This is a genomic window from Streptomyces sp. NPDC060002 (assembly GCF_042737245.1).
Taxonomy (GTDB): Bacteria; Actinomycetota; Actinomycetes; order Streptomycetales; family Streptomycetaceae; genus Streptomyces.
Window position 1 is genome coordinate 1 of record NZ_JBHWUW010000050.1, and the last position, 14,417, is coordinate 14,417.

General features: G+C 70.1%; 14 protein-coding genes. 5 read left to right on the forward strand and 9 right to left on the reverse strand.

Annotated elements, in window-relative coordinates; translation table 11 throughout:
- Positions 1-2: 2 nt before the first annotated feature.
- From ACFWBD_RS32335 to ACFWBD_RS32355, 5 genes are all read right to left on the reverse strand, one after another.
- Positions 3-1,124 (reverse strand): aminotransferase class V-fold PLP-dependent enzyme, encoded by a 1,122-nt coding sequence (locus tag ACFWBD_RS32335; protein WP_385674661.1) that lies wholly within the window; start codon positions 1,122-1,124, stop codon positions 3-5.
- 96 nt (positions 1,125-1,220) lie between these two features.
- A complete protein-coding gene (locus tag ACFWBD_RS32340) occupies positions 1,221-1,937 on the reverse strand; it encodes a DsbA family oxidoreductase (protein WP_385674664.1) in 717 nt (238 codons plus the stop codon).
- A gap of 103 nt (positions 1,938-2,040) precedes the next feature.
- Complete coding sequence (locus ACFWBD_RS32345) at positions 2,041-2,544, reverse strand: GNAT family N-acetyltransferase (protein ID WP_385674666.1); 504 nt, start codon at positions 2,542-2,544, stop codon at positions 2,041-2,043.
- Positions 2,545-2,597: 53 nt separating this feature from the next.
- Positions 2,598-3,206, reverse strand: coding sequence for a DUF1349 domain-containing protein (locus tag ACFWBD_RS32350; RefSeq protein ID WP_385674669.1), 609 nt, complete (start codon positions 3,204-3,206; stop codon positions 2,598-2,600).
- A gap of 138 nt (positions 3,207-3,344) precedes the next feature.
- Entirely contained in the window at positions 3,345-4,874 is a 1,530-nt protein-coding gene (locus ACFWBD_RS32355) for an aldehyde dehydrogenase (NADP(+)) (protein ID WP_385674672.1), read from the reverse strand.
- Between the two features lie 139 nt (positions 4,875-5,013).
- Here ACFWBD_RS32355 and ACFWBD_RS32360 point away from each other — a divergent pair, with 139 nt between their 5' ends.
- The 3 genes from ACFWBD_RS32360 to ACFWBD_RS32370 all read left to right on the forward strand — a co-directional run bounded on the left by ACFWBD_RS32360 (position 5,014) and on the right by ACFWBD_RS32370 (position 7,820).
- Positions 5,014-5,787, forward strand: a complete 774-nt coding sequence (locus ACFWBD_RS32360; protein WP_314222449.1) for an IclR family transcriptional regulator — start codon at positions 5,014-5,016, stop codon at positions 5,785-5,787.
- Between the two features lie 3 nt (positions 5,788-5,790).
- Complete coding sequence (locus ACFWBD_RS32365) at positions 5,791-6,261, forward strand: GNAT family N-acetyltransferase (protein ID WP_385674675.1); 471 nt, start codon at positions 5,791-5,793, stop codon at positions 6,259-6,261.
- 101 nt (positions 6,262-6,362) lie between these two features.
- Positions 6,363-7,820 (forward strand): peptidoglycan D,D-transpeptidase FtsI family protein, encoded by a 1,458-nt coding sequence (locus ACFWBD_RS32370; protein WP_385674678.1) that lies wholly within the window; start codon positions 6,363-6,365, stop codon positions 7,818-7,820.
- Positions 7,821-7,892: 72 nt separating this feature from the next.
- Here ACFWBD_RS32370 and ACFWBD_RS32375 read toward each other — a convergent pair whose 3' ends face one another.
- Positions 7,893-9,344, reverse strand: coding sequence for an NCS2 family permease (locus ACFWBD_RS32375; protein ID WP_385674681.1), 1,452 nt, complete (start codon positions 9,342-9,344; stop codon positions 7,893-7,895).
- Between the two features lie 268 nt (positions 9,345-9,612).
- On the opposite strand from ACFWBD_RS32375, the gene ACFWBD_RS32380 reads away from it, so the two are divergent.
- Both ACFWBD_RS32380 and ACFWBD_RS32385 read left to right on the forward strand, forming a co-directional pair.
- Complete coding sequence (locus ACFWBD_RS32380; RefSeq protein WP_355703884.1) at positions 9,613-10,182, forward strand: SigE family RNA polymerase sigma factor; 570 nt, start codon at positions 9,613-9,615, stop codon at positions 10,180-10,182.
- Positions 10,179-11,057: a hypothetical protein gene (locus tag ACFWBD_RS32385; RefSeq protein ID WP_385674684.1), complete on the forward strand. Its 879-nt coding sequence runs from the start codon at positions 10,179-10,181 to the stop codon at positions 11,055-11,057. Before ACFWBD_RS32380 ends, ACFWBD_RS32385 begins: the two co-directional genes overlap by 4 nt.
- Positions 11,058-11,072: 15 nt before the next feature.
- Here the strand turns inward: ACFWBD_RS32385 and ACFWBD_RS32390 are convergent, their stop codons facing one another.
- The 3 genes from ACFWBD_RS32390 to ACFWBD_RS32400 form a co-directional block, all read right to left on the reverse strand.
- The gene (locus ACFWBD_RS32390) at positions 11,073-12,227 is read right to left on the reverse strand and encodes a right-handed parallel beta-helix repeat-containing protein (protein ID WP_385674687.1); all 1,155 of its coding nucleotides are present in this window, start codon (positions 12,225-12,227) and stop codon (positions 11,073-11,075) included.
- 133 nt (positions 12,228-12,360) lie between these two features.
- Positions 12,361-13,158: an HAD family acid phosphatase gene (locus tag ACFWBD_RS32395; RefSeq protein WP_385674690.1), complete on the reverse strand. Its 798-nt coding sequence runs from the start codon at positions 13,156-13,158 to the stop codon at positions 12,361-12,363.
- A 142-nt stretch (positions 13,159-13,300) separates the two neighbouring features.
- Positions 13,301-14,413, reverse strand: a complete 1,113-nt coding sequence (locus ACFWBD_RS32400; RefSeq protein ID WP_385674693.1) for a chondroitinase-B domain-containing protein — start codon at positions 14,411-14,413, stop codon at positions 13,301-13,303.
- Positions 14,414-14,417: the final 4 nt, after the last annotated feature.

Below are 14,417 nucleotides of genomic sequence, written 5' to 3' on the forward strand. Positions count from 1 at the left end.
GGTCAGCGGCTGCGGGAGGTAGCCGTCCTCGAAGAGGTGGTGCTCGGTGAACCAGAGTCCGCCGACACCGCGCCGGTCGGCCTCCTCGCACAGCTCCAGGGTGTGCGCGTAGTGGTCGGCCCAGGGTGGAAGGAGGCGCGCAGATTGCCGGAGCGGTCGGAGACCTGGATGCCGGCGGCGGCCAGCTCGGACCGGCGGAAGCCGAGTCCGGGCACCGAGACGATCGCGGAGCCGGGTGCGGCGACGGGTCGATGACCGAGCGCGGCGAGGCCGGCGCGGAAGCGGTCGGCGAGGGACAGGTCGTGGGCGCCGATCGCCCGCACGCCGAGTTCCTCCACCAGTTCGAGGGAGCGGCGCAGTCCTGCGTAGGTGAACAGGGCGTGGGTCAGGTCGAACCGCCGTGCCGAGTGGGCGAGTTCGGCCACCGGGCCGTAACAGCTGTCCCAGGGCTCCTCGCCGGCGACCCATCCCGCGAGGACCGGTGACAGCCCGCCGAAGTCCTCCGGGACCACCAGGAAGGCCGCACCGTGCGGGCCGAGCAGCCACTTGAAGGAGACGGCGGCGGAGAAGTCGTGGGCGTCGGCGTCGGCCGGGAGCCAGCCGGCGGACTGCGAGAAGTCGACGTAGGTGCGTGCGCCGTGCGTCCGGGCCGCCTCGCGCAGGGCGGCCAGGTCGGCGATCCGGCCGTCGGCGGACTGGGCGGCGCTCACCGCGACCAGCGCGGTGCCGGGGCGGACGGACTCGGCGATCCGCTCCAGCGGGACGGCGCGGACCTTGAGGTCGCCGCGGACGTGGAACGGGTTGAGCACGGAGGTGAAGTCGTCCTCGGCGGTGAGCACTTCCGCGCCCGCGGGGAGCGAGGCGGCGATCACGCCGGTGTGCGCGGCGACCGAGGCGCCCAGCGCCACCCGGGTGACCGGGACGCCGGCCAGCCGGGCGTACGCGGCCCGGCAGGCCTCCACGTCCTCGTACAGCGGGGTCAGCGGCCTGCCCTCGGCCCGCAGCACCGCCGCCTCGTGCAGGGCGGCGACGGTACGGGCAGGCAGCAGGCCGTTGCTCGCCGTGTTCAGGTATGTGGTCTTCGGGGTGAACTCGGCACGGACGAGGCTCTCGAAGGTCTCCATGGGTCCACTGTGGGACCCCGGGAACCCCTCGTCCATTGCCGACTTTTACGTGATTGCGCTAAGGAGCACTTATGGATCGGCTCTCACCTGCGGGTTTCACCGCTGCGGGACCGCGCACCCGTCCGGGCCGCAGGCCTCCGCGCCGCCGTCGTCGATCAGCGTGAGCGGGGAGCGGGCGCCCCAGGCCTGGGTGAGGGCCTGGGTGAAGACCTCGGCAGGCTGGGCCCCGGAGACTCCGTAGGCGCGGTCGAGGACGAAGAAGGGCACGCCGTTCGCGCCGAGCTGAGCGGCCTCGCGCTCGTCGGCGCGGACCTCGTCGGCGTAGCGGGCCGGGTCGGCGAGGACGGCGCGGGCGGCCTCGGCGTCGAGTCCGGCCTCGGCGGCCAATTCCACGAGCCGCTCGTCGCCCTCGGCGAAGACGGACCGCTCCTCGGCGAAGTTCGCCCGGTAGAGGAGCTGGATCAGCTCGTCCTGGCGGCCGTGCTCCTTGGCGAAGTGCAACAGGCGGTGCATGTCGAAGGTGTTGCCGTGGTCGCGGTCCCGGGTGCGGTAGTCGAGTCCCTCGGCGGCGGCCTGGGCGCCCAGGTTCTCCTCGCCGGACTGCGCCTGCGCCTCGCTCATCCCGTACTTCTTGGTGAGCATGGCCAGCACGGGCTGGACGTCACCCTTGGCGCGACCCGGGTCCAGTTCGAAGGATCGGTGCACCACCTCGACCTGGTCACGGTGCGGGAAGGCCTCGAGCGCCTTCTCGAAGCGGGCCTTGCCCACATAGCACCAGGGGCAGGCGATGTCGCTCCAGATCTCGACGCGCATGTCTCGGCTCTCTCCAGGTCGTGCGGCTGGTACGGAACTCCCCCGCGGGAGGTCCGCACGGAGGTTCCCTCCGGCGAGTGCATGAACGTTCAAGCAGGACGTTTCATTCCCCGGTCACCGTGTACCTCAGCCAGAGGTGGTGCTCGCCCTCGGCGGGCGGGTTCTCCGGGTCCGGGCTCCAGCCCTGCCGGGCGTAGAAGGCCTGGGCCCGCCGGTTGTCGACGTGCACGTCCAGCACGGCCGTGCGCCGCCCGTCCGCCCGCCACTGCTCGACGCAGGCCGTGTGCAGGTCCGTACCGATCCCGGAACGCCAGTGGTCGGGGTCGACGTGGAACTGGAACAGCTTGACCGTGTGCACGGGCGCCCCCTCCGGCGTACGGAAGGACGCGAGGCCGACGAGCCGGCCCTGCTCGACGACGCACAGCACATGGCCGTCGGGCCGCTCGATGGCCGTGCGCCAGGCGGCGAGCCAGTCGGTGCCGTCCTGCGGGGTCCCGTCGGGGTAGTACGTCGCCCGGGCGCGCGCGTGCAGCGCGACGACCCGCTCCGCCTCGGCGGGGACGGCGGTGCGGATCACCCGGTTTCCCATGACACGTTCTCCGATCATGCAGGAGAGGACGAGGCGGCCCCCCTCCCCGGTTCCGACCGGCCGGACAGGTTCTAGCTTCCGTCTCGCAGGTCGTCCGGCCACTCGGTCCTGAACTCGAGGTGGTCGTACGTCACGACGCACCCCTCACCCATCGGCGACTGCGTCATGAAGCCGATCAGGGCGGCGCCCGACTCCTTCTCCTCGCCCAGCGTGAACAGGCGGACGAAGATCCACCGACTGCCGTCCCGGGAGGCGTGGAAGGCGAAGGCACGGCCGGTCCGGCTCACCCGGAGCCAGACCGAACTCCCCTCCACGGTGAAGGAGTTGGCGTCGTCGGAGTGCCCTCGGGTGACCACCGTGCAGACGGTGGCCACATCCGGGGAGTACTCCAGGCACAGCTTGGCCCACGCCCGCTCACCGACATGGACGTACAACACCCCAGCGTCGAATGCCTTGTTGAACCCGACGGTGACGCGTGCGATGAGCTGGAAGTCGCCCTCCGGCGCCCCCAGCAGCCGTGGCGCGTCGGCGGCGGGTTCCACCCCGTCCCCGGTGGGCGGCACGAACCGGTCCTGCCGGGCCCCGGCCCACCCGGTGAGCACCCCGTCCTCATGGGACCAGTGCCCGTCGGGCCCGTAAGTACGGAGGGGGAAGGGCAGTTCGGGAAGCGAGACGTCCATGACCTCATCATCTCAGGGGCCCCGCACCCCCAGGGGTGCGGGGCCGCATCGACATGCGGCTCCGCCGCGGGGCGCGACCGGCCACAGGAGACCTGTACCCGACAGTCCACCGCACCCCGACGACGCTCGCTCGGAGCGCTAACGCTCCAGACGCCCGTTGAACCTGCGGGGCAGCCCCAGCTCGTTCTCGTCCCGAAGCTCCACGGGCAGCAGCGCCGCGGGAGCGTTCTGGTAGGCGACCGGCCGCAGCCACCGCTCGATGGCGGTCCCGCCGACGGAGGTCGACGTGGAGGTGGTGGCCGGGTACGGGCCGCCGTGATGCTGGGCCGGCGCGACGGCGACGCCCGTGGGCCAGCCGTTCACCAGCACGCGTCCGGCCAGCGGGGTCAGCTCGGCGAGGATCTCCCCGCCCCGGCCCTCGCCCGCGGCCTCCTCCTCGGACAGCTGGACGGTCGCCGTGAGGTTTCCGGGCAGGCGCGACAGCACCGCCCTGACCTCGCCGTCGTCGTCGTAGCGGGCCACGACGGTGACCGGCCCGAAGCACTCCTCGAGCAGCAGGTCGTGCGCGCCCTCTGCGGTCAGCCGGGAGGCCGGCACGGTCAGGAACCCGGCGCTGACGGTGTGCTCCCCGCCCGCACCGGGCGTCACCGGCGACTCCACGTCGGGCAGCCCGGCCCGCTCGGCGACCCCGGCGATGAAGTTGTCGCGCATCCGGTGGTCGAGCAGCACGCCCGCGTCGGTGTCGCTCACCGCGTCCGTGAGCGACTTGACCAGCCCGTCGCCGGCCGCGCCGGACGGCACCAGCACCAGTCCCGGCTTCACACAGAACTGCCCGACGCCCAGGGTCATGGACCCGGCGAGGCCGGCGCCGATGGCCTCGGCCCGCTCGGCGGCGGCCGCCTCGGTCACCACGACGGGGTTCAGCGAGCCCAGCTCGCCGTGGAACGGGATCGGCACCGGACGGGCCGCCGCCGCGTCGAACAGCGCGCGCCCGCCCCGGATCGACCCGGTGAAACCGGCCGCGGCGACCAGCGGGTGCCTGATCAGCTCGACGCCGGCCTCGAAGCCGTGCACGAGACCCAGCACGCCCGCCGGGATGCCGTGCTCGGCGGCGGCGTTGCGCACCACCTTCGCGACCAGCTCGGACAGGCCCGGGTGGTCGGGGTGGGACTTGACGACGACCGGGTCGCCCGCCGCGAGCGCGCTGGCGGTGTCACCGCCGGCGACGGAGAACGCGAAGGGGAAGTTGGACGCCGAGTACACGGCCACCACCCCGAGCGGCACCTTGTAGCGGCGCAGGTCGGGGATGGGCGGGGTGGCGGTGTCGTCGGGGTGGCTGATGACGACGTCGAGGAACGCGCCCTCGTCGACGATGTCGGCGAACGCGCGCAGCTGGTAGCAGGTGCGGGCGAGCTCGCCGGTCAGCCGGACGGGGCCGAGCGCGGTCTCCGCGTCGGCCACCTCCACGAGCGTGTCCCTGGCCGCCTGGAGCCGGTCGGCGGCGGAACGCAGGAAGGCGGCGCGGACGGTACGGTCGGCGAGGAAGCCGCGCGCCTCATGGGCGGCGCGGACGACGGCGTCGACCTCCTGGGCCGTGGCCTCCACCGCGACCTGTTCACGCTGCTTCCCGGTTCGGGGGTCGACACTCCAGACTGGTGCTGCTGCCACCGCGGGTCCCTCCACGCTTGGTTCTGACCACGTTTGGTACTGGCTCATTCACCAGGGTCGTTCGATATACTGAACGTTGTCTCTGATGATGAATATGCTGTCGGAGCGTATTTCCCGTCGAACGAAGGGGTCAAGGGCGATGTCGGCTGGCGAGACGGGGGGCGGGGCGCAGGTCAAGTCCGCGGTGCGGACGGTTGAGCTGCTGGAATACTTCGCCGGCCGCCCCGGAATGCACTCTCTGGCGTCGGTCCAGGAGGCCGTCGGATATCCCAAGTCCAGTCTCTACATGCTGCTGCGCACGCTGGTGGAGCTGGGCTGGGTGGAGACGGACGCGACGGGCACGCGGTACGGCATCGGGGTGCGGGCACTGCTCGTCGGCACGTCCTACATCGACGGCGACGAGGTGGTCGCGGCCGCCCGCCCCACCCTGGACCGGCTCTCGGACGACACCACCGAGACCATCCACCTGGCCCGGCTCGACGGCACGAACGTCGTGTACCTCGCCACCCGCCAGTCCCAGCACTACCTGCGTCCCTTCACCCGGGTCGGCCGCCGGCTCCCCGCCCACTCCACCTCGCTGGGCAAGGCGCTGCTGAGCACCTGCACCGACGAGCAGGTCCGCAAGCTGCTGCCGGAGACGCTGCCGGCGCTGACCGAGCACACGATCACGGACCGCGAGAAGCTCATCGAGGAGCTGCACCAGATCCGTGAGCAGGGCTTCTCGGTGGACCGCGAGGAGAACACGCTGGGCCTGCGCTGCTTCGGCGTGGCGATCCCGTACCGCACGCCGGCCCGGGACGCGATCAGCTGCTCGGTGCCGGTGGCGAGGCTCACGCCCGCGCACGAGCAGCTGGTGAAAGACGCGCTGTTCGACGCACGCGACCGGCTGACACTGGCCACCCGTAGGCTCTGAGGCATGCTGATCACCCTGCGCCAGGTCCACGACAGCGATCTGCCCGTGTTCTTCCGGCAGCTGAACGACCCCGAGTCCCTCCGGATGGCCGCGTTCACCGCGAAGGACCCGGCCGACCGGAACGCCTTCGACGCCCACTGGGAGAAGATCCGCGCCTCGTCCGCCGTACCGCGCACGATCCTGGCCGACGGGGACGTCGTCGGCAGCGCGGCGGTGTACGGGGAGGCGGGCGAGCGGGAGGTCACGTACTGGGTGGACCGCGCCTACTGGGGCCGGGGCATCGCCACACAGGCGTTGCGGGCGCTGGTGTCCGAGGTCCCGGAACGGCCGTTGTTCGCGCGGGCGGCGGCCGACAACGCCGGTTCCCTGCGCGTCCTGGAGAAGTGCGGCTTCCGGCCCACCGCCCGGGCCACCGGCCACGCGAACGCGCGGAGCGGGGAGATCGAGGAGATCGTGCTCCGCCTGGAGTCCTGACCTGAACCGGCCGCAGATGAACCGGCCGCAGATGAACGGCCGATGAGAAAACGGGGCGGATGGGAACGATTGCCTCCATCCCGTTCGTCTTTCTGTTCGCAATGAACAAGACGATCAGGCGCGCCTCGGTCTTCGCGCTGCTGCTGGTGTTCGCCCTGCTGCTCCGGGCGACCTGGGTGCAGTTCTACGAGGGCCGGGCACTCGCGGACGACAAGCTCAACCGGCGCAACGCGATCGAGACGTACGCGGAGCCGCTCGGGAACATCATCGTGGCCGGAAAGGCGATCACCGGATCGGCCGTCACCACGGGCGGCGACCTCAGATACAAACGCACGTACACGGACGGCGAGCTGTACGCGGCGGTGACGGGCTACGCCTCGCAGAGCTACGCCCCCACGCAGCTGGAAGGCATCTACGCGGACCTGCTCAACGGTACGGACACCCGTCTGAAGACCGCGCTGGACACGGTCACCGACAAACGGGCGGACCCGGGCAACGTGCTCACCACGATCGACCCGGACGTGCAGAAGGCGGCGTACGACGCGCTCGGCGGCAAGAAGGGCGCCGCCGTCGCGATCGACCCGACGACCGGCCAGATCCTCGCGGTGGCGTCGACCCCGTCGTACGACCCGTCGACGCTGACCGACGCCAACACCGCAGGTACGGCCTGGAAGAAGCTCACCGCGGACTCCGACAAGCCGCTCACCAACCGGGCGCTGCGGCAGCCGCTGGCACCGGGCTCGACGTTCAAACTGGTCGTGGCGGCCGCCGCGCTGGAGGACGGGCTGTACTCGTCGGTGGACGAGAAGACCGACAGCCAGGACCCGTACACCCTGCCGGGCACGCGCACGGTCCTGAAGAACGAGAACACGTCCGCGCCCTGCGAGAACGCCACGATCCGGGTCGCGCTGCAGTACTCCTGCAACAACGTGTTCGCGCACATGGCCGTCCAGCTCGGACAGGACAAGCTGCGGGCGACGGCCGAGAAGTTCGGCTTCAACGACGACGGCCAGGACGTGCCGGTGCGGGCGTACCCGAGCGTGTACCCGTCCGACATGGACGAGTCCTCCACCGCCCTGACCGGCATCGGCCAGTTCGACGTGACCGCGACCCCGTTGCAGATGGCCATGGTGTCGGCCGCCATAGCCAACGGCGGCAAGCTCGTCTCGCCGCACATGGTCTCGCAGATCACCGACGGCGGCGGTGACGTCCTCGAGGACTACGACGACGAGGCGTCGAGCACGCGGATCGTCAGCTCCTCCACCGCCGAGCAGCTTCAGTCGGCGATGCAGACGGTCGTCGAGAAGGGCACCGGCACGAACGCGATCATCGATGGTGTCACCGTCGGCGGCAAGACGGGCACGGCCCAGAACGGCGAGAACAACAGCAAGGCGCCGTATGCCTGGTTCACGTCGTACGGGAAGTCCGACTCCTCCGGCAAGCAGGTCGCGGTCGCGGTGGTGGTCGAGCAGTCGGACGCCGCGCGGTCCGAGGTCAGCGGGAACGGGCTGGCCGCCCCGGTCGCGAAGGCGATGATGAAGGCGGCGCTGAAGAGCTGAGGTCGACTGCGCGACCGGCCCGCAGGTCCGCTGTGGCCGGTCGCGCAGTTCCCCGCGTCCCTTCGGGGCGCTCTACTTCACGCCGAGGATCTGCTCGATGGGGTCGATCGCGAAGTAGACCACGAACAGCGCCGAGGCCCCCCACAGCAGCCAGTGGACCTCCTTCGCCTTGCCGAGCACCGTCTTGATGACGACGTACGCGACGAAGCCCGCGCCGATGCCGTTGGTGATCGAGTAGGTGAACGGCATCACGGCGATGGTCAGGAACGCCGGGATCGCGATCTCGTACTTGTCCCAGTCGATGCTCTTGACCTGGGTCATCATCAGGAAGCCGACGGCGACCAGGGCGGGGGCGGCGGCCTGGAGCGGGACGATGGTGAGGAGCGGCGTCAGGAACAGGGCGAGCGCGAACAGTGAGCCGGTGACCAGGTTGGAGAAGCCGGTGCGCGAGCCCTCGCCGACGCCGGCGGCCGACTCGATGTAGGAGGTCGCGGAGGAGGACGAGGCCGCGCCGCCCGCGACCGCCGCCGCGCCGTCGATGAGCAGCACCCGGCCGAGGTGGGGCACGTCGCCCTTCTCGTCCAGCAGTCCGGCCTCCGCGCTGATGCCGACGACGGTGCCCATGGTGTCGAAGAAGTCGGACAGGACCAGGGTGAAGATCAGCAGGACGACGGTGATGACGCCGGTCTCGCCGAAGGCGCCGAACAGGCTGAAGTGACCGATCAGCCCGAAGTCGGGGGTGTCGACGATCTTGTCGGGCCACGAGGGCGTGGTCAGGCCCCAGGACTTGATGTCCGCGACCGAGTTGATGACGATCGCGAGGACCGTCATCGTCACGATGCTGATCAGGATCGCGCCCTTGACCTTGCGGGCCAGCAGACCGATCGTCAGCAGCACGCCGAGGCAGAAGACGAGCACCGGCCAGCCGGTGAGGGTGCCGGTGCCGCCGAGCTGCACGGGGACGGTCGTGTTCGCGACGTCGGGGATGCGGCTGACGAAGCCGGCGTCGACGAAGCCGATGAAGGCGATGAACAGACCGATGCCGACGCTGATCGCCTGCTTCAGCGGTTGCGGGATGGCGTGCATGACGGCCTCGCGCAGACCGGTCACCACCAGCACGCAGATCAGCAGGCCCTCGAGCACGATGAGGCCCATCGCGTCGTCCCAGCTCATCAGCGGGGCGATCTGGAAGGCGACGACCGCGTTCAGGCCGAGGCCCGCCGCGAGGGCGAGGGGCAGGTTGCCGCCGACGCCCATGATGATCGTCATCACCGCGGCCACCAGAGCGGTGGCGGTGCTGAGTTGGACGGCGTCGAGCTGGTGCCCGAACTTGTCCTTGGCGCTGCCCAGGATGATGGGATTCAGGACAAGGATGTAGGCCATGGTGAAGAACGTGGCGAAGCCGCCGCGTATCTCCCGGCCGAAGGTGGACCCCCGCTCGGAGATCCTGAAGTACCGGTCGACGCTGTTCGCCGCGGGTGGCGCGGTACCGGGCCGGTCGGCCGTCGTCTTCGTCTCGGACATGGCTGGTGCTCCTAGGGGCCTGAATGATCTGGGTGCGGATGCTGGCTGGATTGTTCCCGTGTTGAACCGTCTTCAGGTTTTCGCCGTGTTACGGAATCGGACTCCGGACTCGTTCGGCCTGCCACCTGACGTTCGAACCCCCGTACCAAACCGAGTAGTCGATCACTGCTACGCTTCCCGATCTCGCCCCGGCCACCTCCTCGGGGCATCCCCATGTCATTCACATGACACACACAGGCACACCAGTCGTTCCGAGAAGAGGTCAGCCGTGGGCACAGTCGTCGACGACGCCGCCTCCGTGGAATTCCATGCCTTCTTCGACCGCCACTACGCCGAACTGTCCCGTCTCGCCCACCTGCTGACCGGTGAGGCGGACGCCGCCGACGATCTCGCGGCGGACGCGCTGCTCGCGCTGTGGAACCGCTGGGACCGGGTGCGCGCGGCCGACCATCCGGTGGCGTACGCCCGTGGCGTCGTCGCCAACCTCGCCCGCACCCGCATCCGCAGCGCCGTCCGGGAGCGCCGCAGGATCGCGCTGTTCTGGTCGCAGCGCGAGGAGAAGACCGAGAACCCCGACATCGCGGGCGTGGTGGACGTCCAGTCGGCGCTGCGTAGACTTCCGTTCCGCAAACGGGCCTGTGTGGTGCTGCGGCACGCCTTCGATCTCTCGGAGAAGGACACTGCGCTCGCCCTGGGGGTTTCCGTGGGTACGGTGAAGAGCCAGACCTCGAAGGGGATGGCCGAGCTCCAGAAGCTGCTCGGCGCCAAGGGAGCTCCGCTCAAGGTGCCCGCGATGGTGCGCACCGGCGAGGCCTCGGCCTCAGGAAGGGACCGATGACGATGCAGCGGGACGTGCACGGCGAGCTGCGCGCCCGGCTGCACGAGGCGGCCGAGGCACACGAACCCGACCGGGCGTACATCCTGGCCCGCGTCGAGCGCGGCATGGCGGGACAGGCACAGGGGCCGGAGCGGTCCGACCACCGGGCGAGCCGCCCGCTCCTGTGGGGCTGGGCACGGATCGTGGGCGCCACGGCCGCGGTCGCGGGCATGCTCGCGGTCGGCGGCTACGCGGTGGCGTCCGCCGTGAAGGACGACACCCCGGCGCAGCAGACGGTCTCCGTCTCCTCGCCGCCGGTCGAGTCCCCGGACGCGACGAGCCGGCCGCCTGCCTCGCCGAAGGCCACGCCGAGCTCGGGCGGCGGCGCGAAGGACCCGGCGAAGCCGAGCGCCTCCCCGTCGAAGAGCTCCGCGGCGAAGCCCTCCACGCCCGCGGCCACGCTGCTGCCGGCGACGACCGACACCGAGGACGGCCCGCTGTGGTCGGACGGTTCGGTCGACCCGCACAGCAACGACTTCTGGGCGCAGAGCAACATCACGATCAAGACGTCCGAGGCGCTCACCGGACTGACCGTGCAGTTGAAGGTCGCTCAGACCGGCGGGGTCTCGTCGGCGGGCGCCTGGCGCTCCCTGCCCGAGGGCGACTTCACGTTCTCGGTGGCCGAGCGGGACGGCTTCCTGGTCTACACCTGGGTGCTCAAGGAGGGCCGTACGGTCGCCAAGGGCGAGTGGGTGTTCGCCGGGCAGTACGACCATGACCGCGGCGGCCGTGACGCCAAGGACGACACCTACGCGGTCACGGGCCGCTCGGACGGGCAACAGGGTTCCGTGGGCGGCGACTTCGCCTCCCACGAGGACGACGAGGGCGACTCCTGACCCCCAGGGACCGGCCTAGTTCATCGTCGAGCCGATGAGGGTCGAGCCGGTGGTCAGGAAGGTCGTCGCGGGCAGCGAGCCGTCCGGCTTGCGGGCGCCGTACGCCGTCGTCGCGTCCGTCGAGGTGAACGCCGGCGTGGACACCCCGCCGTCCCAGCTGTTCGCCGCGGAGACGGCCGACGAACCCAGCTTGTCCGCCCCGCCCTTGTTGCCGACCGCGAGATTCCTGGCGAGCCGGGCCTTGCCGGTGGCGAAGTAGAACCCGGCCTCGGTGTTGGCGTAGGCGGTGTTGCGGTTCAGCACGATCGCCCCGGTGTTGGAGTTCTCGGTGAACCCGTTCAGCGTGTTGTCCCAGGCCGCGTCGTTGTTGACGACATGCGCGACGGCCACGCCTCCGCCGCCCAGTTTGAAGCCGTTGCCGTTGCCCTCGAACGCGGAGTCGCTCCACCGGTTCTTTCCGTTGCCGAAGGCCCACGAGTGCTCGATGGTGACCGCGGTGGAGAACTGCCACAGGTCGAGGCCGTCATCGGAGTTGTTGTACAGCCGGGCGCCGGTGATCCTGTTGCCCGTCCCGGAGCCGAACTTGACGGCGATGCCGTCCGCGTTCTGGCCGTGGCCCGCGGCGTCGTAGTTGCCGTGACTGTCCAGGTTCTGCACGAGGTTGTTCACCGTGTTGTCGCCGCGCAGCGTGAAGCCGGAGTCGCCGTTGTTCGCGGTGACGAGGTTCCTGAAGATGCCTGCGGTCGACGAGGTGACGACGAAGCCCTGGGCCGGGGAGGACTGGAAGGTGAGGTTCTGCACGGTCCAGTAGCTGCCGTAGATCCCGGCGAGCCAGGAGCCGGCGGGCAGCTTGGATCCGTCGATCCTCACCTTCTCGGTGCCGTACGCCTGGAGCGTGATCCGGGCCGAACTGGTGCCGCTCGCGGTCGACTTGAGGGTGGCTGTGGGGTAGTACGTGCCGCCGCGGACCTGGATGACGGTGCCGGCGACGGCGTTCCGCACGGCTGTCTCCAGCTGGGCGGTGGTGGAGACGGTGACCGTCGACGAGGCGGCTTCGGCGCCGCCGTCGGACAGACCGAGGTAGACGCCGCCCGCCCCCGCCGAGACCGCCACCGCGGCGGCGATCGAGAGGGTGCGGGTCCTGCGGTGGCGTCCGGTGCTCATGCGCACGGGGCGTTCCTTCCGGTGAGGCGGCGAGGGAGGAATCGGGCCGGAGGGGTCGCCCCGGCCCGATTCCGCACCTCAGTCGTCACCGTGACCGCAGCAGGTTGCCGCGCCACCGAAAGAGATCGAGAAAGTTGCGTCAGCCGACGTAGTACGTCGGGTTCGGCAGCTTGTACGTCCGGTCGGCGTAGCCGCCGTCGAGGTCGGAGTACTGGTCGCCGAAGTTGGCGATGATCTCGTAGCCGAGGTCGTGCTCGATGTGCTTGCGGGTGCCGGACTTGTACTGGACGGTCGTGCAGGTCCAGGCGCCCGGGGTGGCGCAGCCGCTCAGGTACGACGGCGGGGTGGCCGCGTTCTTGAGGAACATGTGGTCGGCGTCGAGGTTGAGGTCGGCGCCGACCTTCTTCAGGTTCTCCACTGCGGCGGAGCGCTGCGCCTCGGCGAGGCCCGAGTTGTAGAAGACCTCGACGCCCTTCTTCTCGGCGTACTGCACGAGTTCGGGGCTGCCGAACACCGCCGGGCGGTCGGCCTTGTTCACGTACGCCGCCCAAGTGGCGGAGCTGTACGTGTAGTTGTACCGCTTCTCGTAGTCGAGGCTGAGCAGCAGCGTGTCGTCGATGTCGAAGACGACCGCGGGCTTCTCGCCCTTCTTCACCGCCTTGCGGGCGGCCTGGTCGATGTACTTCTTCGCGGCCTTGTCGATGCTCGCGAGGTCCTTGGCGTACGGGCTGGCCGGCGACGCCTGGTACACGCCGTTCGCGTCCGGCGCGGTGCCGTAGTAGGTGTCGATGTCCTTCACCAGGAGCCCGATGTTGTAGGGCTCGTGGGTGGAGTTGGCCGTGGACTGGCCGGCCGTGGCCGCGCCGGCGCCGTAGAGGGCGGCGCCGGCGACGGCGCAGGCCGCGGCGACGGCCGCGATGCGCAGTGGCTTATGCATGACACGTTTTCTACGCGCGTCACACGGCTGAGCGCGAGACCCGTTGCCCGATCGATACCCGTCCACGGGCAAAAAACGGGTCAAGCGATCGAGGCAGACGATCGGGCTGGGCGCCCGGACTGACCGGCGAGGGCCCCGCCGGTCAGTCCATGGTCGCTCCGATGGTCGTCGAACCCGTGGTCAGGAACGTGGTCGTGGGCAGGGTGCCGCTCGAACTGCGCGCGTTGTACGTGGAGCTCGCGTCGGTGGACCTGAAGGCGGGTGTGGAGATGCCGGAGTCCCAGTTGTTGCCGGCCGAGGTGACCGACGACCCCTTGCTCACCGAGCCACCGCCGTTGCTGACGGCCAGGTTCTTGCCGAGCTTGGCGGAGCCGGTGGCGAAGTAGTAGCCCCACTTGCTGTTGGCGTAGGCGGTGGTGCGGTTGATGACGATGGCACCGGTGTTGGAGTTCTCGGTGAAACCGTTTCCGGCGTTGCCCCAGGCGGCCGAGTTGTTGACGACGTGCGCGACCACCTCTCCGTCGCCGCCCAGTTTGTAGCCGTTGCCGTCGCCCGCGAACGCCGAGTCGGACCAGCGGTTGACGCCGTTGCCGAAGGACCAGGTGTGCTCGATGGTCACGGGCGAGGAGAAGGACCAGAAGTCGATCCCGTCGTCCGAGTTGTTGTAGAGGCGGGCGCCGGTGATGAGGTTGCCGGTGCCGGATCCGTACTTCACGGCCACGCCGTCGGCGTTCTCGCCGTGGTTCGCGGCGTCGTAGTGGCCGTAGGAGTCGATGTTCCTGACGGTGTTGTTGACCGTGCCGTCCCCGGTGAGCGTGAAGCCGGAGTCGCCGCCGTTGATGGTCTTGATGTTGTTCCAGTTGGTGCCGGTGCAGGACTGGCAGACGACAGCGCTGTCCGGGGAGTTCTGGAAGGTGATGTTGGAGACGTTCCAGTAGTCGGCGGTGAGTTTGAAGATCCAGTCCCCGTCGGGCAGCGACGAGCCGTCGATCTTCACGGTCTCCGAGCCGTACGCCGTGAGGGTGACGGGCGACGAGGAGGTGCCGTTGGCCGTGGACTGGAGGGTGGCCGTCGGGTAGTAGGTGCCCGCGCGGACCTGGATGACCGTGCCGGCGGTGGCGTTCTTGATGGCGTTGGACAGGTCGGTGGAGTTGCTGACCACCACGGTGGCGGCCTGCGCCTGGGTGGGCAGGACGGCGAGTCCGGCGCCCAGGGTGAGGGCGGCGACGGCCGTGAGAGCGGTACGACGAGACATGGAG